This window comes from Acidovorax benzenivorans (assembly GCF_028680575.1).
In the GTDB taxonomy this organism is placed as follows: domain Bacteria; phylum Pseudomonadota; class Gammaproteobacteria; order Burkholderiales; family Burkholderiaceae_C; genus Acidovorax; species Acidovorax benzenivorans.
In genome coordinates this window covers 674,852-693,525 of sequence record NZ_JAPCKI010000001.1, presented here as the reverse complement: position 1 = coordinate 693,525, position 18,674 = coordinate 674,852, and the positions used below count along the sequence as shown (strand labels likewise).

The following is an 18,674-nucleotide window of genomic DNA, read 5'->3' as shown; positions in this document are numbered from 1 at the left end:
GTGGGGTCCGTGGTGGGTTGAAGAAGCAGGGGCGAGGCGCTGTAGCACCTGGCAATGCGGCGGTAACCGCTTGGTAACTCCCAATTTTAACCGGGGTACGCCACCGAGGGCGATGGCAAATCCAACCGGTAACAGGTGGTAAAGGGCACGGGCGCAGGTGCCGAGCCAAAGAGCCCCCCATGGATGTCCGCCACGCGGCGCAAGATTTCGTGCCCCAGGTGCAGGCTGTCGACCGGCGCCGCCCGTCCCGGCGCGCTGCCTGCCTGCGGGCGTGCGCCGTCGTCACACACCTGCAGCCACGCGCCGCCGGAGTCGGCAGTGCCCAGCTGGACGGCGATCTGGGTGCCCTCGGGCGTGTGCTTGAGCGCGTTTTCCACCAGATTGCGCACCGCTATGTCCAGCAGCACCGCATGGCCGGGCACGGTGAGTGCGGGCGGGGCGGACAGGGCCAGCTCGTCGCCACGCTTCCATGCCGCCTGGGCATAGTCAGCGCACACGGCCCGCGCCAGTGCGCTCAGGTCCACGGGCGCCTTGGCCTCGTGCAGTTCGGCCCGGCTCGCACGGGCCAGGGCCAGCAACTGGTTGAGCACATGGCCTGCGCGCAGTGCATCCTGGCCGATCCGCGCCAGCGCCTGAGCCCGGGCTTCTTCCGTCAGCTCGCCCGCCAGGGCACTGGCCTGCAATGCGATGGATGACAGCGGCGTGCGCAGCTCGTGAGCCACCTCATTGGCCAGGCGGCGCTCTCGCACCATGGCGACCTGCTGGCGGTCCAGCAGGGTGTTGATCGACGCCACCACCGACTCGAACTCACTCCAGGCGTGGCGCGAGGCCAGGCGCTGGGCATTGGCCGGGTCCAGCGCCGCCACGTCGGCCGACAGCGCATACAACGGCCTCAGGCCACGCCACAGCGCCAGCCCCAAGGCCAGCGACACCACGGGCAGCAGCCACAGACCAGGCTCGATGAGCTGTCCGGCAATGTCGTCCGCCAGCTCATCCCGCTCGCGCAGCTGCAGCATCACCATGATCTTGCGGGTGCGCCCGGCATCCCACTGCGAAAAACTACGCCAGACCACCTTGTCCGGTCCCAGCGTCAGGTCGGCAAACCCTTCGGCATCACTGAAAGGAGGCTCGGGCACCGAGCCGGTGAGAGTCAGCAACCGCTCCTGCGCGTCCCACTGCACCACGCTGATGGTCTGCTGGTAGTCGTGCGACTTGAGCCAGGGCGTGGGGGTACGCTCGGTGCGCCGCGGGCCCTCCATCGCCTCGGTGGCCCGCAGGTTAAGCAGCAACGCGGCCACGCTGGCCAGGTGCCCGTCGGTCAACTCATCGGCCTCATGTACGCCGGTCTGGTAGCCAATGAAGACGAAGCTGCCCCAGACGATGGCCAGCGCGCCCAGAGACCACAGCAGCAGCTGCCGGGTGAGCGAGGGGCGGCGCGCTGGCGCCGGGCGAGGAGCGGTGGGTGCGTTCACGCGGGCGTCTCCTGCGGCATGAAATAACCCACCCCGCGCATGGTCTGGATACAGGCGCTGCCCAGCTTGCGGCGCAGGTGGTGGATGTGGACCTCGACCGCATTGCTCTCCACAGCGGCATCCCAGCTGTACAGGCGTTCCTCGATCTGCTGGCGCGACAGCACTCGGCCCCGCGCCTCCAGCAGCACCAGCAGCACCGAAAACTCGCGCGGAGACATCTCCACGAGTTTGCCCTGCTGGCGCACCGTGCGGGTTGCGGGGTCCAGCTCGATATCACCCAGGCGGATGGTGGGCGACGCCCGGCCCGCCGCACGCCGCAGCAGCGCCCGCAGGCGAGCGTCCAGCTCGTCCACATCAAACGGCTTGGTCAGGTAGTCGTCGGCGCCCTGGTCCAGCCCCGCGATGCGCTGGTGCACCTGGTCACGTGCGGTGACGATCAGCACTGGGGTAGAGGGGTCTGGCAAGGCGGCCGACGCGGCCCCGGTGGCGGGCGGGCTCAGACGCAGGCGTCGCAGCAGTTCACTGCCGTCACCGTCCACCAGCCCCAGGTCCAGCAGCACGGCGTCGAACCGCTCTGCGCGCAGGGCCCTCCAGGCGCTGGCGACGCCGTCACTGACATCCACCGCATAGCCGCGTTGCTGCAGATTGCTGCGCAGGCCACTGGCTATGCCCGCATCGTCTTCGACCACGAGTATTCGCATGCAGGCATTGTCGCAGCCCATCGGGCCGGGCGAGACAAGGGCAGCACCGGCTTTAAGACGGCGTTAAGTACGCCCGCCTATCTTCCGGCACATGCAGCCTTCGCCCGTCACGCCGTCCACCCCACCCCACGCCCCCTCTCACCGCCATACGCTGCTTTTCTGGACTCTGGGCGCACTGGCCTGTGTAGTGGCCTGGGACGCCGCAGGACAAGACCTGGCATTTGCCCAAGTGTTTGGGTCGTCCAACGGGTTTCCGATGCGGGACCAGTGGTTTTTTGTGCAGGTGCTGCACGAAGGGGCCCGCCGCCTGGGATGGCTTTTGGTGTTGCTGCTGGCCCTGGGCGTGTGGTGGCCACGCAGCTTTCTGCGGCAACTGGACGCCAGCGAGCGCCTGCAGATGGCCGTGAGCGCCCTACTCTCGCTGGCCGTGGTCAGCATCACCAAAAACCTCAGCGCCACCAGTTGCCCCTGGGACCTTGCGCAGTTTGGCGGCGTGGCGCGCCACGTGTCGCATTGGGCGCTGGGCGTACTCGACGGCGGCAGTGGCCGCTGCTTCCCGGCGGGCCACGCGTCAGCCGGGTTTGCGTTTCTGGGGGGTTACTTTGCCCTGCGCCACAAGGCGCCCACCGCAGCCCGCTGGTGGCTGGCAGGCTCGTTGCTGGCCGGATTTGTATTGGGTGCTGCACAGCAGGTGCGTGGCGCGCATTTCATGAGCCACACCCTGTGGACGGGCTGGCTGTGCTGGACCACGGGCTGGCTGTGCGACCTGGCGGCCACGGCGCTGCGTCCACGCTTCCCGCATTTCGCCAGCACCACCACGCCACCGAACGGCTCCCATGCTTGAACTCGATCTGGCCTTGTTTCAGGCCCTCAATGCAGACGCCGCCACCTTGCCCGCCGTGGTGGCGGTGGCACGATGGGTATCGCAGCAACTGCCCACCGCCATGGGCGGGCTGCTGCTCGGCAGCTTGGTGCTGGGCAATGCGGCGCAGCGGCGCGCATTGGCGCTGGCGCTCGCGTCCATGGCGCTGGCGTGGGTAGGGGTGCAGCTGTTGCGGCTGGCGGTCCCGGCGCCGCGCCCGGCGCAACTGGGCATTGGTGTGCAGTGGATTGAGCACGCCGCGCGGGCGGGCTTTCCCAGCATGCATGTGGCGGGAGCCGCCGCGCTGGCGGCCAGCCTCGCCCTGCGGCCGGTCACGGGGCTGACCTGGCTGGCCGCCGCAGTGACAGCGGCCATGGTGTGGAGCCGCGTGTGCCTGGGAGTGCACTTTCCGTCCGACGTGCTGGCGGGCCTGGTCACCGGTGGTCTGGCGGCGGCGGCCGTCCATGCACTGGCCACGCGGGCGCCGCGCTGGCAAACCCTGCTGCACAAATCGCCGCAAGGCAACGTGCACTGAGCGCCGACCGGCCCCACCTTGGCCCAGCTCCGGGGCGCTGCTGCCCCGCAGGTCAGTTGGCCACGCAGATCTTCAGCATGTTCGTGCCGCCTGGTGCACCCATGGGCTCACCGCAGGTGATGGCGTACACGTCGCCCTTTTGCACAATGTTGCGGCTCTTGAGGTGGCGCTCGGCCTGGTCCAGCGCGGTGTCGCGGTCGGCGCTGGTGTCCATGAGCAGAGGGCGCACATTGCGGTACATGGCCATCTTGCGCTGAGTGGCTACCTTGGGCGTGAGGGCATAGATCGGGATGCGGATGCTGTGGCGGCTCATCCACAGGGCCGTGGCGCCGCTGTCGGTCATGGCCACGATGGCCTTGGCGCCCAGGTGGTGGGCGGTGAACAGCGCACCCATGGCGATGGACTGGTCGATGCGGCCAAAGGTCTGGCCGGTGAAGTCGGCGTCCAGCTGATGGTCTTCCGCCGCCTCGGCAGCAGCGCAGATGGTGGCCATTTCTTCCACGGTTTCGAGCGGGTAGCGGCCAGCGGCTGTCTCGGCACTCAGCATCACGGCATCGGTGCCGTCCAGCACGGCATTGGCCACGTCACTCACCTCGGCGCGTGTGGGCACGGGGTTGGTGATCATGCTTTCCATCATCTGCGTGGCAGTGATGACGACCTTGTCCAACTCGCGCGCCATGCGGATCATCTTCTTTTGCAGCGCGGGCACGGCCGCGTTGCCCACTTCCACCGCTAGGTCGCCGCGCGCCACCATGATGCCGTCGGAGACACGCAGGATGGCTTCCAGATGCGGGATGGCCTCGGCGCGTTCGATCTTGGCGATCAGGCCCGGCTTGTGGCGGTACTCGGAGGCCGCCACGTTGCACAGCTGGCGCGCCATTTCCATGTCGGTCGCATTCTTGGGAAAGCTCACCGCCACGTAGTCAGCCTGAAAGCTCATCGCCGTGCGGATGTCTTCCATGTCCTTGGCCGTGAGCGCCGGTGCCGTCAGGCCGCCACCCTTCTTGTTGATGCCCTTGTTGTTGGACAGCTCGCCACCCACCTTGACGGTGGTGTGCACCTCTTCGCCGCGCACCGCATCCACGGTGAGCACGATCAGCCCGTCGTTGAGCAGCAGCAGGTCGCCCGCCTTCACGTCACGCGGCAGTTCCTTGTAGTCCAGGCCCACGCCGTCGATGTCGCCCAGCTCCGTGCGCGAGGCGTCGAGCACGAACTTGGCGCCCGGCTCTAGCTGCACCTTGCCCTCGGCGAACTTGCCCACGCGGATCTTGGGGCCCTGCAGGTCGGCCATGATGGCCACTTCGCGGCCCGCGCGCTGGGCTGCGGCACGCACGGTGGCGGCGCGGTCGATGTGGTCCTGCGCCTTGCCATGGCTGAAGTTCAGCCGCACCACGTTCACTCCCGCTCGGATCATTGCCTCCAACAGTGCCGGGTCGCTGGATGCGGGGCCCAGGGTGGCAACAATCTTGGTGGCGCGGCGGGTAGGCATGGGTTTGTCTCTTTTCTCTAGGTCGTTGGAGATGTAATCGAGTTTCAATTCTCACACGAAGCGGTTACATGCGAGTTACCCCTTGCATCTGCCCTGTGGCCTGGGGCCCATCAGAGCAACGGGTAAGACAGCAGATGTGCCAGCACATGCGCAATGATCGCCGCCTCCAGACCGTGGCGCGCATAGAGCCAGCCCGCCACCAGGCCAAAGGCCGTGTTGCCCACCAGCACGAACACCACGACGGGCGCCGTCAACGCGCCCGCCAGCGCCTGTGCGGCAGGCAGATGCCCCAGCGCAAACAGCAGGGCGCTGAGTAGCACTGCCACAGCCACCAGCCCCTTGCCCGGCTGGCCCCGCCCACGCTGCAGCACGCGCCAGCCCAGCCACAGCACCAGGGTCATCACACCCCAGCGCACCAGCAGCTCTTCGGTGACGCCGCCATACAGCAGCTTGGCCACCAACGGCATGGCGCTGGCAGGGTCTGACGGCTGGAGCGCTGTGGGCGCCGCCTGGGCCAGCGCCCACAGCCACGCAGCCCCCGCCACGCCGCCCCACACGCCGGGCACGACCTGGGCACGCAGCGCGGGGCCGATGGGTTGGCCGACCAGCCAGGAAGACACAGCGGGCACCCGCAGGCCCACGCGGGGCGCCAGCCACACGCCCAGCGCCACGGCCAGCGCCAACAGCACGGCCGTTTGCAAACCGCTGAGCAGCACCACCGCCCCAAGCGGCAGCGGCAGCAGGGCCTCGTTGGCCTTCAAGGTGGGCAGCAATGCCCAGACCACCGCCACCACGCCCGGCAACCCCAGCAACCACAGCGCACCGGCCAGTCGCCACCTCGCGGGTTGCACCGGGGCCTCTGCCGATTCCACCAACACAGCGTTGTCCACGGCCATGAATGTGTCCGCGTTCAGACGCGCATCAAGGCTTCGATCTCGTCGGCCTTCACCGGCACACCGCGCGTGATCAGTTCACAACCCGTGTCCGTGACGATGGCATCGTCTTCGATGCGGATACCGATGTTGTGGAACTGCTCGGGCACGCCCTCGGCGGGCCGCACATAAATGCCGGGCTCGATGGTCAGCACCATGCCGGGGCGCAATACGCGGCTGGGGCGGTTGGTGATGGTCTCGCCCGAAAGCGGGTCCTTCCGCTCGCTCACAGCCCCGACCTCATCGGGCTCCACGTAGCTGCCGCAGTCGTGCACGTCCATGCCCAGCCAGTGGCTGGTGCGGTGCATGTAGAACTGGAAGTAGGCGCGCTTGTCGATCACGTCCTGCACCGAGCCCACCTTGTTCTTGTCAAGCAGGCCCAGGTCCAGCATGCCCTGTGCCAGCACAGCCACCGTAGCGTCGTGCGGGTCGTTGAAGCGGGCGCCTGCCTTGGTGGCGGCCACGGCCGCATCCTGGCTGGCCAGCACCAGGTCGTAGAGCGCACGCTGGGGGCCCGTGAATTTTCCGTTGGCAGGGAAGGTCCGCGTGATGTCGCTGGCATAGCTGTCCAGTTCGCAACCCGCGTCGATCAGCACCAGCTCGCCATCACGCACGGGAGCTATATCGGCGCGGTAGTGCAGCACGCAGGCATTGCCCCCCGCCGCCACGATGGAGCTGTAGGCCGGGTACTGCGAGCCCGCTTCGCGAAACGCGTGCAGCAGCTCGGCATCGAGGTGGTATTCGCGCACATCCTGGCCTGCGCGCAGCATGCGAGCCGAACGCTGCATGGCGCGGATGTGGGCCTGCGCGCTGATGGCGCTGGCGCGACGCATGATGTCCTGCTCGTGCGCGTCCTTGAAAAGGCGCATCTCGTCGAGCAGCGTGCACAAGTCATTCTGCTCGGCGGGGCACAGCGCGCCATAACGCACGCGGCCGCGCACCACGTTCAGCCAGCCCTCCACGCGCGCCGCCAGCCCGCTGTGTGTGGCAAACGGGTACCAGACGCAGCCCGTGTTTTCGAGCAGGCGCGGCAGCTTGCTGTCCAGTTCGGCCATCGAATGCGCAGCATCCACGCCCAATGCAGCGGGAGCGGCAGCCGGGCCAAGTCGGTAGCCATCCCAGATCTCGCGCTCCAGGTCCTTGGGCTGACAAAACAGCGTGCTGCGGCCATCGTGGGCCAACACCAGGCAAGCGCCGGGCTCGGTGAAGCCGGTCAGGTAATAGAAGTAGCTGTCGTGGCGAAACAGAAAGTCGCTGTCCCGGTTGCGCGGACGCTCCAGCGCCGTGGGAATGATGGCGATGCCCCCAGGGCCCAACTGGGCAGCCAGATGCGCGCGGCGCTGAGCGTAGACGGAGGCAGGCACTGTGGTGTTCATGGCGCGTCGGAAGAAAGGGAGTTGAGTTCAGCCAGCCGTTCGGGCGTGCCCACATCGGTCCAGCGGCCGGTGTAAAGCTGCGCGCTGACGCGGCCATTGTCCATCGCTCGGCGAAGCAGCGGCGCCAGCGGGGCTTTGATGCCACCGGGGTTGCCTGGCGGAATGTCGCACCAGGGCGCTGCAAACAGCTCGGCGCGCAGCAGGGCGATGGTGCTGTAGGTGTAGCGCGGCGCGGGGTCGTCGGCGGGCAGGTTCAGAGCCAGGCCGTCGGCCGACAGGCCAAAGTCGCCGCGCGGGTTGTGGGCCGGGTTAGGCACCAGCCACAGGTGGGCCAGGTGGTGGCTGGCTTCAAAGGCCGACACGGCGGCGCTGTCGAACACGAAGTCGGGCGCAAACACATCGCCCGCCGCCAGCCAGAACACGGGGCCAAGCTGGGGCAACGCACGGGCGATACCGCCAGCGGTTTCCAGTGCACAGCCAAAGTCCACACCTTCATGCGAGTATGAAATTGATAGCTTCTCGCGCTTATCCATCAAGCGCTGGAGGCCAAAAACACTTGAAAAATGGTCGCTGATCTGCGCCCCCAGCCACGCCGTGTTGATCACCACCTGCTCCACACCTGCCTCCTGCAGCGCCGCCAAATGCCACTGCAGCAGTGGCTGGCCCTGCACCTGCAGCAGGGGTTTGGGGGTCACATCGGTCAGAGGGCGCATGCGCTCGCCACGGCCTGCGGCGAGCAGCAATGCTGGAACCTGGTGGTGGGCGGGACTCATGCCGCGCCCCCGCTCACAGCACCCCGCTGCAGCGCATGGCGCTCCACGGTGGTGGGGTCGAACAGGGCCAGCAGGGCGTCCATCAAGGCGCGCGCCTTGGCCGAATGGTCGGCGCCGAAATTGCACACATACACATCCAGCGTCACGCCGCGTTGCTCGGGCCAGGTGTGCACGCACAGGTGCGATTCGGCCAGTAACACCGTGGCAGTCACCCCGCCCGGACCCTGCGCGGTGGCCGGGAATTCGTGGAACAACTGCCCCACGGGCTGCAGCCCGGCGGCGCGCACCGCATCGGTACAGGCGCGGCCCAGGGCGGGGGCGTCCAGCAGCCAGGCGGGGGCGCAGCGGCAGCCATGGAGATCGGCGGTGAGATGCAGTCCTTGCATGGCCCGCACTGTAGTGCATTGCCACCGGGCTTCAGGCTTGCAGCCCTGCGAATTCAGGGGGGAGAAAGACACCCCGGTAAAATGCCGGGTTTCCCCTGAACCTCCCACCCTGAACCCTCCCCCCATGGCCAACACCCAGCAATCCCAACAGATGGCAAATGCGATCCGCGCATTGGCCATGGACGCCGTTCAACAAGCCAACTCAGGCCACCCCGGCGCCCCCATGGGCATGGCCGACATGGCCGTGGCACTGTGGAGCCGCCACCTCAAGCACAACCCCACCAACCCCCAGTGGTTTGACCGCGACCGGTTTGTGCTGTCCAACGGCCACGGCTCGATGCTGCTGTACGCGCTGCTGCACCTCACCGGCTACGACCTGCCCATTGGCGAACTGAAGAACTTCCGCCAGCTGCACAGCAAGACGCCCGGCCACCCCGAAGTGGGCTACACCGCTGGCGTCGAGACCACCACCGGCCCGCTGGGCCAGGGCATCACCAACGCCGTGGGCTTTGCGCTGGCTGAAAAGCTGCTGGCCGCCGAGTTCAACCGCGAAGGCCATGCCGTGGTGGACCACCACACCTACGCCTTCCTGGGCGACGGCTGCCTGATGGAAGGCATCAGCCACGAAGCCGTGTCGCTGGCGGGCGCCTGGAAGCTCAACAAGCTGATCGCGCTGTACGACGACAACGGCATCAGCATCGACGGCCAGGTCGCACCCTGGTTTGCCGACAACACCCCCCTGCGTTTTGTGGCCAGCGGCTGGAACGTGATTGGCCCCATCGATGGCCATGACGCCGACAAGGTGGCCGCCGCCATCGCCGAAGCCAAGAAGCAGACCGAGCGCCCCACCCTGATCGTGTGCAAGACACACATCGGCAAGGGTAGCCCCAACCGCGCCAACACCGCCAAGGCCCACGGCGAGCCCCTGGGCGCTGAAGAAATCAAGCTGACCCGCGAAGCGCTGGGCTGGGCCAGCGAGCCTTTTGTGATCCCCGAAGACGTGTACGCCGGCTGGGACGGCAAGGCCAACGGCCAAAGCGCAGAAGCCGCCTGGAACGAGCGTTTTGCCGCCTACAGCAAGGCCTTCCCCGAGCTGGCCACCGAGCTCACCCGCCGCATGAACGGCGACCTGCCCGCCAACTTTGCCCAGGTGGCCGTCGACACCGTGGTGGCCGCGCACACCAAGGGCGAGACCGTGGCCAGCCGCAAGGCCAGCCAACTGGCGCTCGAAGCCTTCACCGCAGCCCTGCCCGAGCTGCTGGGCGGTAGCGCCGACCTGACCGGCTCCAACCTCACCAACACCAAGAGCACGCCCAACCTGCGCTTTGACATGCAGGGCAACGTTGTGAAGAACGAGGCTGGCGTGGGTGGCCGCCACATCAACTACGGTGTGCGCGAGTTCGGCATGGCGGCCATCATGAACGGCGTAGCACTGCATGGCGGCTTCATCCCCTACGGTGGCACCTTCCTCACGTTCAGCGACTACAGCCGCAACGCCATCCGCATGGCCGCGCTGATGAAGCAGCGCGTGATCCACGTGTTCACGCACGACTCTATCGGCCTGGGCGAAGACGGCCCCACGCACCAATCTATCGAACACGTTGCCAGCCTGCGCCTGATCCCCAACCTGGACGTGTGGCGCCCCGGTGACACGGCCGAAACCGCCGTGGCCTGGAGCGTGGCACTGTCCAACCGCAACAAGCCCACCGTGCTGGCCCTGTCGCGCCAAAACCTGCCCTACGCGCCCAAGCGTGACCTGGGTGACATCTCGCGCGGCGCCTACGTGCTGTCCGAGCCTGCCGACGTAGGCATCAAGAAGAAGGCCGTAGCCGTCATCATCGCCACGGGCTCTGAAGTGCAGCTGGCCCTCAAGGCCCAACGCCTGCTGGCCGACAAGAAGATCCCCGTGCGTGTGGTCTCCATGCCCAGCACCACCACCTTCGACCGCGAAGACGCCAAGTACAAGAGCAGCGTGCTGCCCGCCGGTGTGCCCCGCGTAGCCGTGGAAATGGGCGTGACCGATGGCTGGTGGAAATACGGCTGCGCTGCCGTGGTGGGCATCGACACCTATGGTGAATCGGCCCCTGCGCCTGTGTTGTTCAAGCACTTCGGCTTCACCGAAGAAAACGTGGCCGACGCCGTGCTGGTGGCCATCGGCGCGGCGCGCCTGAAGCCCGCCAAGAAGGCCAGCAAGGCCAAGGCCCACTGAGACTCCTCCCTCCCGCTGCGCGCCCACTGCTGCAGCGGGCGCGCACTGGCAGATTCCTGATTTCGACTTTGCAACTTTGAAGAGGCTCCCTATGACGATCAAGATTGGTATCAACGGCTTTGGCCGCATCGGCCGCAACGTGCTGCGCTCGGCCATCCAGAACTTCAGCGACATCGAAGTCGTGGGCATCAACGACCTGCTGGAGCCTGAGTACCTCGCGTACATGCTGCAGTACGACTCGGTGCACGGCCGCTTCAAGGGCGAAGTGTCGGTGGAAGGCAACACCCTGGTCGTCAACGGCAAAAAGATTCGCCTGACGCAAGAGCGCGACCCCGCCAACCTCAAGTGGAACGAAGTCGGTGCCGACATCGTGATCGAATCCACCGGTCTGTTCCTGGACAAGGTCTCGGCGCAAAAGCACATCGACGCTGGCGCCAAGAAGGTCATCCTGTCGGCCCCCTCCAAGGACGACACCCCCATGTTTGTGTTTGGTGTGAACCATGACACCTACGCCGGCCAGGCCATCGTGTCCAACGCCTCGTGCACCACCAACTGCCTGGCCCCCGTGGCCAAGGTGCTGAACGACAAGTGGGGCATCAAGCGCGGCCTGATGACCACCGTGCACGCTGCAACTGCTACGCAAAAGACCGTGGACGGCCCGTCCAACAAGGACTGGCGCGGCGGCCGTGGCATTCTGGAAAACATCATTCCCTCCAGCACCGGCGCCGCCAAGGCTGTGGGCGTGGTGATTCCTGCGCTGAACAAGAAGCTGACCGGCATGTCCTTCCGCGTGCCCACCTCCGACGTGTCGGTGGTGGACCTGACGGTGGAGCTGGACAAGGCTGCCACCTACGAAGAAATCAAGGCCGAGATGAAGGCCCAGTCCGAAGGCGCCCTGAAGGGCGTGCTGGGCTACACCGAAGACAAGGTGGTGGCCACCGACTTCCGTGGCGACACCCGCACCTCCATCTTTGACGCTGACGCAGGCATCGCCCTGGACGGCACGTTCGTGAAGGTCGTGAGCTGGTACGACAACGAATGGGGCTACTCGAACAAGTGCCTGGAAATGGTGCGCGTGGTCGCCAAGTAAGCTGTTTGGAAGTTGAAAAAGCGCGAGGGATCCTCTGCACGAATCGAGCGGAAAGTGTGCGCTGCGGATCGGGATGGACTGTCAGGCACAAAGCGCAGCAGACCGCCCGAGACCGCAGATGCACACGACGCGGTGATGCGTGCAAAGGATCCCCAAAAGCAACTACCCTGTTCAAGCCGGTCGCCTGCAAAGGCCACCGGCTTTTTTTTCGTCTGCGTGTTGGTGCTGCCTCGCCCCGCCTCAGGGCACGGCAACGGCAGGCGCTTGTGGCGGTGCGCTGGCAATGTGCACCGTGCGGGTGGGGAAGGCAAACTCCACCCCCATGGCCTTGAACTCGCGCAGCAGCCCCAGGTTGATGGACTGCTGCAGATCCATGTAGAGGTTGTAGGCCGGGTCTTCGACGATGTAGACCACCTCGTAGTCGAGCGAGCTTGCCCCCAGCGCCTTGAAATGCGCGCGGTCAAAGCGCAGCTGCGGATGGGCTTCGATGAGCTTGCGCACGACGCCCGGAATGGCCTCGGCCTGCTCGGGGGTGGTGTCATAGGCCACGCCAAACGTGAACACAATGCGCCGCCGCTCCAGCGTGCGGAAGTTGCTGATGGTCTGCTTGAGCAGGTCGGTGTTGGACATCACGATCTGCTCGCCCTGCAGGCTGCGGATGCGCGTGGTCTTGAGACCGATCACCTGCACCGTGCCCGACACATTGCCCACCACGATGAAGTCGCCCACTTCAAACGGCTTGTCCACCGCGATGGCCAGCGAGGCGAACAGGTCGCCCAGAATGTTCTGCACCGCCAGCGCCACCGCAATACCGCCTACACCCAAGCTGGCGATAAAGGCGGTGATGTTCACCCCCACGTTCGACAAAATGGCCAGCAACACCACGCTCCACAGCAGCGTGCGCAGCCCCCAGGACATCAGCGTGGCCGATGCACTGACCTGCGTCATGCCACGGGACGAGTGCCGCTCCACATAGCGGCGCACGCCAATGCCAATTGCGCGCATGCCCCACAAGCCCATCTGCAAGGCCACGGCCACAAACCACAGCTGGCTCAGGCGGCTCTCCCAGCGGCCGGGCAGGTCCAGCAGGCTCGCCCCCACCAGCAGCGCCACCACCAACATCAGCGTGCGGCTGGTGCCCTCCAGCACGTCCACCATGGTCAGCGCCATACCGCTGTGCGACTGCGTCGCCCACACCTTGGCACGGCGGGTCAACAAGTGCAGCACGACAAGGATGCCCGTGTAGGCGGCCGTGGCGGCCGCCAGGGCTACGCACAGGCTCCACAGCGGCACGCCCGCAAAGGTAGTCCCCTGGACCCAGGTGAAAAAGGTGGATGGCGGCATGCAGTGACTCTCCTCTTCGTTGTGCAGCAGTGATGATGGTGTGGGTGTGCGCGGGGCCCACACAGGGGCCAGGGCGTGCGCCTCGGCGGTGGGGGGGGGCTAACTACCCGCAGCAACACGCTGGGTGCGCGTGTTGCCCTTGATCGAGACCTTGCGCAGGTGAGAGTTCCCCAACGCGACCAGACACCAGCGGCTGCGCAGAGGGCCCGAACACGTTTGCAACGTGTTCGTCAGACATGACCTCCCACAACGAACAAGGGCGACTTGCGAGACCGTTGAAACCCGCAATACAGCCCGTACAAAAACTGTACGGAAGCCAACAAAGGCCGCGCCGCTTACGCCGCGCGGTCTTCAAACGTTTCGGTATCCACTTCGCTCACGGCCTGCGCGTTGTAGCGGTTGCCCACCACCGTGCGCTCGTTGATCAGCGCGTCCAGTTGCGCCATGGTGGCCGCATCCAGGCGCACGTTGGCAGCGCCCAGGTCGTCGTGCAGATGCTCCACGCTGGTGGTGCCCGGGATGGGGATGATGTGCTCTGCCTTATGCAGCAGCCACGCCAGCGCCAACTGCGCGGGCGTGCACCCCACATCGCGCGCAATGGCCTGGTAGCCATCGAGCAGCTTCAGGTTGGCGGCATACGCATCGGGCGCAAAACGCGGCATGGCACGGCGGATGTCCTTGGCGTCCAGCGTGCTCACATCGCGCAAGTCCCCACACAAGAATCCGCGCGCCACGGGGCTGAACGCAACAAAGGCCGCGCCCAGTTCGCGGCAGGCGTCCAGCACGGCAATCTCGGGGTTGCGCGTCCACAGCGAATACTCGGTCTGCACCGCCGCGATGGGATGCACGGCGTGCGCCTTGCGCAGCGTGGTGGCAGACACCTCCGACAGACCAATGCTGCGGATCTTGCCCGCACGCACCAGGTCGGCCAGCGCGCCCACGCTGTCTTCAATAGGCACCTTCTTGTCCCAGCGGTGCAGGTAGTACAGGTCGATCACATCGGTCTGCAAGCGGCGCAGGCTGTCTTCGCAGGTCTGGCGCAGCGTGGCGGGGCGGCCGTCGATCACGCGCACCAATTTGCCGTCGCTATTCACATCCACGCCCTGCATGCCGCACTTGCTGGCCAGGGTAAAGCGGTGGCGGTGCGGCTTCATCACACGGCCCACCAGCGTTTCGTTGGCGCCAAATCCATAGAGCGTGGCGGTGTCAAACAACGTCACGCCCGCGTCGAGTGCGGACAGCAGCACGCGCTCGCCCTGCTCGGCAGACACCGGCGCGCCATAGGCGTGCGAGAGGTTCATGCAGCCCAGGCCGATGGCCGAGACGGAGAAAGGTCCCAAGGTTCTTTGTTGCATGCCGCGAGCTTACGGCAAGCACGGCAACCCACCGGGGGGCTCGGACTTGAGGGCAGGCCTAGGTCTTTGCAACGGGTGGCCGCTTGGCCCACAGCTCGATCCGCTCGCCCACAGCACAGGCGGCCACCAGCTGCGCAAACCGCGCCTCCCGGGTGGCATCGCGCTTGGCAGACGTGACCCAATGCAACATCACCTTGCGGTAGCTGGGCGGTGTGGATTCCTGAAAGTACCGCCACGCGGCCTTGTTGCGCTGGAACGCGCGCTGCAGCGCAGCGGGCAGCTCGGCCACCCCCGCCTGCTCGTGCGAGTAGATGGCCGACTTGTCGGCCTTGCGGTGGGCAAAGGCCGCCAGCCCGGCCTGCGTCATGCGGCCGGCCGCCTGCAACTGTTCCACCTTGGCGATGTTGACGGCGCTCCAGATCGACGACGGCTTGCGCGGGGTGAAGCGGATCGAATACATGTGCTCGTCAATGCGCCTGCGCACCCCATCAATCCAGCCAAAACACAGGGCTTCGTCCACCGACTCGGACCAGCCCATGCTGGGGCGGCCCGAGCCCACTTTGTGAAACCCCACCAGCAACTCCGGCGCGCTGGAGGCATGCCGTTCCAGCCACTGGCGAAACGCCTGCGGCGTGGCAAAGAATGTGGGGGTGGACTGCTGAGCCATGGTGCTGCGAACGTCCTTCCGTCTTGCCTTCTTCCTGACGCTGCAACTGCGGATGCGCGGGTTAGACCACCATGGCTTCTTGCGCCTGCTCGGCATGGGGCCCCAGTGGCACCACGCACAGCGTCACCCCATCGAGCGTAAGCACCAGCCCCAGCTGCCCGCCCACCTGCACCACGCCACCCACCGTGGCCGGTGTGCGCTGGGCACTAGGCTGCACCGGCTGCACGGCCTGCGCAACACCCTGCATCGCCAGCGCACTGACAGGCGGCTGGCGCAGCAGGGCCCACAGGGTCTGCGGATCCCGCGATTGCAGCGACTGCAGGTACAAGCGCAGCACAGCGGGGGCGTTGTCCTTGGATTCGTCTCGCCCATCGCCACGGCGGGCTTCGTCGCCCTCCTGGGCCTGCCGCAGGCGCTGCAACGCGCGGCGCAGTTGCTGGCGACAGGCCGCTTCAGACCGGCCGCTGGCCTGCGCCAGCTCGGCATGGCTGGCCTCAAACACAGCGTGCAACAGCACTGCAGCGCCCTCGGTGGGCGTCACGCACGCCGCCAGCCTGCGCAGCGCCAGCGTGGCCTGCTGCGCCAGGGCGGCATCGGCCTCCGCCGAGGGCGCGACCGTGCCAACGGCATCGCCCTGCGCCGTCTGCACCGCTTCGGCCAGCCACTGCGCCATCCACTGCCGCCGCCGCAAGCGGTCGATGGCCAGGTTGCGCACCACCGTCAGCAGCCAGGCCTGGGCAGCATTGAGCGCAGGGGCGTTGGCCTCCAGCGCGCGCACATAGGCGTCCTGCACGGCGTCTTCGGCATCGGCGGGGCCCAGCAGGCGCGTGGCGGCGCGCACCAGGGCGCTGCGGCTAGCGCCCACGAGCGCCAGGGTGTGTTCGTCTTGCATCGGCGCATGGTGCCACAGGCTGGTGGGAACAACACGGCAGCAGACGATGGTGGCCGGTTGCGTGAATGATCTCTCGTCATCCGCAGTGGCTGGCCCCAGTCAATTTTCTCGACGACTTGCCGATAATCAGAGATGCAAGTCTCCAGCACATCCGCGTCAACCAGCAGGGTTTCCTCATCCAGCGGCGGCGACATCGCCAAGCTGCAAAAACAGTTGCGCGAGCTGACGGATGAGCTCAAGGGCGTAGCCAGCTCCAACCTGGACGCGAAGGCGAAGCAGGAGAAGTCCAAGTTGCTGCAGGCCAAGATCCAGATGGTGCAAGCCCAGATTGCGGCAATACAGCGTGCGCAGCAGCAAGAGCAGCAGAAGGCCCAGGTGGCGAAAGCTGAGGGCGCAGCCGGGGCTGCGCACAAGCAAAAGGCTGCATCCGCTGAAGACCGAACCTCTGGCCTGGGAAGCAACGTCGATACCTACGCCTGACAGAGCTGGCTGAACCGGCACAGCCCGCAGCAAAAGCCACCCGCCATCCACAGCAGCGCCATCCGTGACAAGTCCCGCAGACCATTGCATGGACAATCTCCGCATGTCTGGCGCACCTACTCCTTCACACCCCTCTTCGCCCCGCCCTGTGCTGATCGCCGGTGGCGGCATCGGTGGCATGGCCACTGCCCTCACCCTGCACCAGATCGGTGTGCCCTGCATCGTCTTTGAATCGGTGCCAGAGCTGCAGCCGCTGGGCGTGGGCATCAACCTGCAGCCCAACGCCGTGCGTGAGCTGCACGACCTGGGGTTTGGCAACGAGGTGCTGGACACCATTGGCCTGCAGGCGCGCGAATGGGCGCTGGTGGGGCGCAACGGGAACGAGGTGTACGCCGAGCCACGTGGCCTGCAGGCGGGCTACCACTGGCCGCAGTATTCGGTGCACCGGGGGCAGTTGCAGATGATGCTGTTCAACGCCGTGAAAGAGCGCCTGGGCGACGATGCCGTGCAGCTGGGGCAGCGTGTGGTGGGCTACCGGCAGGATGCGGAGGGCGTGACCGCACTCATCGAGACCCGCGACGGAGAGCGGCGGGAGGTGGCAGGCTCGCTGCTGATTGCCGCCGATGGCCTGCACTCTGCCGTGCGGGCGCAAATGCACCCCACGCAGCCGCCCATCCAGTGGGGCGGCGCCATCATGTGGCGAGGCACCACGCCGGGGGTGCCGGTGCGCACGGGTGCTTCGTTTGTGGGCGTGGGCTCGCTGCGGCACCGCGTGGTGTGCTACCCCATCACGCCGCCAGACCCGGTCACGGGCCTGGCCACCATCAACTGGATCGCCGAGATCACGGTGGACAACCAGGGCGGCTGGCAGCAGGGCGACTGGAACCGGCGTGTGGCGCTGGAGGAATTCGCTCACCACTTTGAAGGCTGGAACTACAGCTGGCTGGACGTGCCCGCCATGTTGCGCGGCGCCAAGGACATTTTTGAGTACCCCATGATCGACCGCGACCCCGTGCCCACCTGGGTAGACGGCCGCGTGGCGCTGCTGGGCGATGCGGCGCATGTGATGTACCCCGTGGGCTCCAACGGTGCCAGCCAGGCCATCGTGGATGCGCGCGTGCTGGGGGCGCAGTTGATTGCGCATGGCGTGGGCCCGCAGGCGCTGTGCGCCTACGACGACAAGCTGTGCAAGGACATCTCGGCGCTGGTGCTGCGCAACCGGGGCTCTGGCCCCTTTGGCCTGCTGGGGATGGTGGACGAGCGCTGCGGCGGTGTGTTCGACCACATTGACGATGTGCTGCCGCGCGAGGAACGCGAGGGCTTCATGGCCCGGTACAAGGCGGCGGCTGGGTTTGCGATCGAAACGCTGAATGCGGCGCCGCCCACCATTGCGGCGGGTCAGCGCGTGGCTGCGGTCTAAGGAGTGTCACGCCCGGCGCGTCTCGTTCGTCAAGGCAGTCCTCTCACTCTTTTCAAGGACTTGGCCCTATGGATACGCTAGACACGCTGGACACCACCGCACCCCCTTCTGCCCCCACCTACGGCACCGAGCCGCGCACGTCTTACCTGGAAGAAAAAGCCTTCAAGGCCCGCACCCTGCTGGTCTTCGGCACCATCACCGACACCCTGGCCGCCGATGTGGCGCGGCGGCTGATTGCGCTGGATGCCGACAGCGCCGAGCCCATCGACATGCTGGTGAGTTCGCCCGGCGGGCACCTGGAGTCGGGCGACACCTTGCACGACCTGGTGCGCTTTATCACCGCGCCGGTGAACATGATCGGCACCGGCTGGGTGGGCAGCGCGGCCACGCACCTGTACCTGGCCGCGCCGCGCGAGCGGCGGTTTTGCCTGCCGAACACGCGCTTTCTGATCCACCAGCCCAGCGGGGGCGCCGGGGGCCCGGCCAGCGACATCGCCATCCAGGCGCGGGAGATCGTGAAGGCGCGCGAGCGCATTGCACACACCATCGCCCAGCAGACCGGCAAGCCGCTGGACGTGGTGCTGGCCGACATTGAGCGCGACCACTGGCTGTCGGCCGAGGAGGCGGTGGACTACGGCCTGGTGTCGCGCATCATTGAGCACAAGACCGCGTTGCGCCCGCAGTAAGGCCA

18 protein-coding genes are annotated in these 18,674 nt (G+C 66.7%); 7 read left to right on the top strand and 11 right to left on the bottom strand.

Annotated elements, in window-relative coordinates:
• Positions 1 to 86: 86 nt before the first annotated feature.
• A complete protein-coding gene (locus OIN59_RS03220; RefSeq protein ID WP_274107049.1) occupies positions 87 to 1,472 on the bottom strand; it encodes a histidine kinase dimerization/phospho-acceptor domain-containing protein in 1,386 nt (461 codons plus the stop codon).
• Positions 1,469 to 2,173: a response regulator transcription factor gene (locus OIN59_RS03215; RefSeq protein WP_274107047.1), complete on the bottom strand. Its 705-nt coding sequence runs from the start codon at positions 2,171 to 2,173 to the stop codon at positions 1,469 to 1,471. The genes OIN59_RS03220 and OIN59_RS03215 overlap by 4 nt, the downstream gene beginning before the upstream one ends.
• A gap of 91 nt (positions 2,174 to 2,264) precedes the next feature.
• On the opposite strand from OIN59_RS03215, the gene OIN59_RS03210 reads away from it, so the two are divergent.
• Entirely contained in the window at positions 2,265 to 3,017 is a 753-nt protein-coding gene (locus OIN59_RS03210) for a phosphatase PAP2 family protein (protein ID WP_274107045.1), read from the top strand.
• Entirely contained in the window at positions 3,010 to 3,570 is a 561-nt protein-coding gene (locus tag OIN59_RS03205) for a phosphatase PAP2 family protein (RefSeq protein ID WP_274107043.1), read from the top strand. Before OIN59_RS03210 ends, OIN59_RS03205 begins: the two co-directional genes overlap by 8 nt.
• Before the next feature lie 52 nt (positions 3,571 to 3,622).
• Here OIN59_RS03205 and pyk read toward each other — a convergent pair whose 3' ends face one another.
• The 5 genes from pyk to OIN59_RS03180 form a co-directional block, all read right to left on the bottom strand.
• Entirely contained in the window at positions 3,623 to 5,059 is a 1,437-nt protein-coding gene (pyk, locus tag OIN59_RS03200) for a pyruvate kinase (RefSeq protein WP_274107041.1), read from the bottom strand.
• A 110-nt stretch (positions 5,060 to 5,169) separates the two neighbouring features.
• Entirely contained in the window at positions 5,170 to 5,955 is a 786-nt protein-coding gene (locus tag OIN59_RS03195; RefSeq protein WP_274107039.1) for a CPBP family intramembrane glutamic endopeptidase, read from the bottom strand.
• A gap of 14 nt (positions 5,956 to 5,969) precedes the next feature.
• Positions 5,970 to 7,367, bottom strand: coding sequence for an aminopeptidase P N-terminal domain-containing protein (locus OIN59_RS03190; RefSeq protein ID WP_274107037.1), 1,398 nt, complete (start codon positions 7,365 to 7,367; stop codon positions 5,970 to 5,972).
• A complete protein-coding gene (locus tag OIN59_RS03185) occupies positions 7,364 to 8,140 on the bottom strand; it encodes a nucleotidyltransferase family protein (protein WP_274107035.1) in 777 nt (258 codons plus the stop codon). The genes OIN59_RS03190 and OIN59_RS03185 overlap by 4 nt, the downstream gene beginning before the upstream one ends.
• Positions 8,137 to 8,526, bottom strand: coding sequence for an S-adenosylmethionine decarboxylase family protein (locus tag OIN59_RS03180; RefSeq protein ID WP_274107033.1), 390 nt, complete (start codon positions 8,524 to 8,526; stop codon positions 8,137 to 8,139). The genes OIN59_RS03185 and OIN59_RS03180 overlap by 4 nt, the downstream gene beginning before the upstream one ends.
• Before the next feature lie 124 nt (positions 8,527 to 8,650).
• Here OIN59_RS03180 and tkt point away from each other — a divergent pair, with 124 nt between their 5' ends.
• Positions 8,651 to 10,735, top strand: coding sequence for a transketolase (gene tkt, locus OIN59_RS03175; protein WP_274107031.1), 2,085 nt, complete (start codon positions 8,651 to 8,653; stop codon positions 10,733 to 10,735).
• Positions 10,736 to 10,826: 91 nt separating this feature from the next.
• On the top strand, positions 10,827 to 11,825 hold the full coding sequence (gene gap, locus OIN59_RS03170; RefSeq protein ID WP_274107030.1) for a type I glyceraldehyde-3-phosphate dehydrogenase: 999 nt from the start codon (positions 10,827 to 10,829) through the stop codon (positions 11,823 to 11,825).
• A 240-nt stretch (positions 11,826 to 12,065) separates the two neighbouring features.
• Here the strand turns inward: gap and OIN59_RS03165 are convergent, their stop codons facing one another.
• From OIN59_RS03165 to OIN59_RS03150, 4 genes are all read right to left on the bottom strand, one after another.
• The gene (locus OIN59_RS03165) at positions 12,066 to 13,169 is read right to left on the bottom strand and encodes a mechanosensitive ion channel family protein (protein ID WP_274107029.1); all 1,104 of its coding nucleotides are present in this window, start codon (positions 13,167 to 13,169) and stop codon (positions 12,066 to 12,068) included.
• Between the two features lie 335 nt (positions 13,170 to 13,504).
• Complete coding sequence (locus tag OIN59_RS03160; protein ID WP_274107028.1) at positions 13,505 to 14,524, bottom strand: aldo/keto reductase; 1,020 nt, start codon at positions 14,522 to 14,524, stop codon at positions 13,505 to 13,507.
• Between the two features lie 58 nt (positions 14,525 to 14,582).
• A complete protein-coding gene (locus OIN59_RS03155) occupies positions 14,583 to 15,191 on the bottom strand; it encodes a YdeI/OmpD-associated family protein (RefSeq protein WP_274107027.1) in 609 nt (202 codons plus the stop codon).
• Between the two features lie 61 nt (positions 15,192 to 15,252).
• Positions 15,253 to 16,083 (bottom strand): sigma-70 family RNA polymerase sigma factor, encoded by an 831-nt coding sequence (locus tag OIN59_RS03150; protein WP_274107026.1) that lies wholly within the window; start codon positions 16,081 to 16,083, stop codon positions 15,253 to 15,255.
• Between the two features lie 132 nt (positions 16,084 to 16,215).
• Here OIN59_RS03150 and OIN59_RS03145 point away from each other — a divergent pair, with 132 nt between their 5' ends.
• The 3 genes from OIN59_RS03145 to OIN59_RS03135 all read left to right on the top strand — a co-directional run bounded on the left by OIN59_RS03145 (position 16,216) and on the right by OIN59_RS03135 (position 18,669).
• On the top strand, positions 16,216 to 16,563 hold the full coding sequence (locus OIN59_RS03145) for a FlxA-like family protein (RefSeq protein WP_274107024.1): 348 nt from the start codon (positions 16,216 to 16,218) through the stop codon (positions 16,561 to 16,563).
• Between the two features lie 103 nt (positions 16,564 to 16,666).
• Positions 16,667 to 17,983, top strand: a complete 1,317-nt coding sequence (locus OIN59_RS03140; RefSeq protein WP_274107022.1) for a flavin-dependent oxidoreductase — start codon at positions 16,667 to 16,669, stop codon at positions 17,981 to 17,983.
• A gap of 68 nt (positions 17,984 to 18,051) precedes the next feature.
• On the top strand, positions 18,052 to 18,669 hold the full coding sequence (locus OIN59_RS03135) for an ATP-dependent Clp protease proteolytic subunit (protein ID WP_274107020.1): 618 nt from the start codon (positions 18,052 to 18,054) through the stop codon (positions 18,667 to 18,669).
• Positions 18,670 to 18,674: the final 5 nt, after the last annotated feature.

Coding starts and splice junctions, on each gene's coding strand:
- OIN59_RS03215 (WP_274107047.1), bottom strand. CDS start 2,173: ATGCGAATACTCGTGGTCGAAGACGATGCGGGCATAGCCAGTGGCCTG.
- OIN59_RS03210 (WP_274107045.1), top strand. CDS start 2,265: ATGCAGCCTTCGCCCGTCACGCCGTCCACCCCACCCCACGCCCCCTCT.
- OIN59_RS03205 (WP_274107043.1), top strand. CDS start 3,010: ATGCTTGAACTCGATCTGGCCTTGTTTCAGGCCCTCAATGCAGACGCC.
- pyk (WP_274107041.1), bottom strand. CDS start 5,059: ATGCCTACCCGCCGCGCCACCAAGATTGTTGCCACCCTGGGCCCCGCA.
- OIN59_RS03195 (WP_274107039.1), bottom strand. CDS start 5,955: ATGGCCGTGGACAACGCTGTGTTGGTGGAATCGGCAGAGGCCCCGGTG.
- OIN59_RS03190 (WP_274107037.1), bottom strand. CDS start 7,367: ATGAACACCACAGTGCCTGCCTCCGTCTACGCTCAGCGCCGCGCGCAT.
- OIN59_RS03185 (WP_274107035.1), bottom strand. CDS start 8,140: ATGAGTCCCGCCCACCACCAGGTTCCAGCATTGCTGCTCGCCGCAGGC.
- OIN59_RS03180 (WP_274107033.1), bottom strand. CDS start 8,526: ATGCAAGGACTGCATCTCACCGCCGATCTCCATGGCTGCCGCTGCGCC.
- tkt (WP_274107031.1), top strand. CDS start 8,651: ATGGCCAACACCCAGCAATCCCAACAGATGGCAAATGCGATCCGCGCA.
- gap (WP_274107030.1), top strand. CDS start 10,827: ATGACGATCAAGATTGGTATCAACGGCTTTGGCCGCATCGGCCGCAAC.
- OIN59_RS03165 (WP_274107029.1), bottom strand. CDS start 13,169: ATGCCGCCATCCACCTTTTTCACCTGGGTCCAGGGGACTACCTTTGCG.
- OIN59_RS03160 (WP_274107028.1), bottom strand. CDS start 14,524: ATGCAACAAAGAACCTTGGGACCTTTCTCCGTCTCGGCCATCGGCCTG.
- OIN59_RS03155 (WP_274107027.1), bottom strand. CDS start 15,191: ATGGCTCAGCAGTCCACCCCCACATTCTTTGCCACGCCGCAGGCGTTT.
- OIN59_RS03150 (WP_274107026.1), bottom strand. CDS start 16,083: ATGCAAGACGAACACACCCTGGCGCTCGTGGGCGCTAGCCGCAGCGCC.
- OIN59_RS03145 (WP_274107024.1), top strand. CDS start 16,216: ATGCAAGTCTCCAGCACATCCGCGTCAACCAGCAGGGTTTCCTCATCC.
- OIN59_RS03140 (WP_274107022.1), top strand. CDS start 16,667: ATGTCTGGCGCACCTACTCCTTCACACCCCTCTTCGCCCCGCCCTGTG.
- OIN59_RS03135 (WP_274107020.1), top strand. CDS start 18,052: ATGGATACGCTAGACACGCTGGACACCACCGCACCCCCTTCTGCCCCC.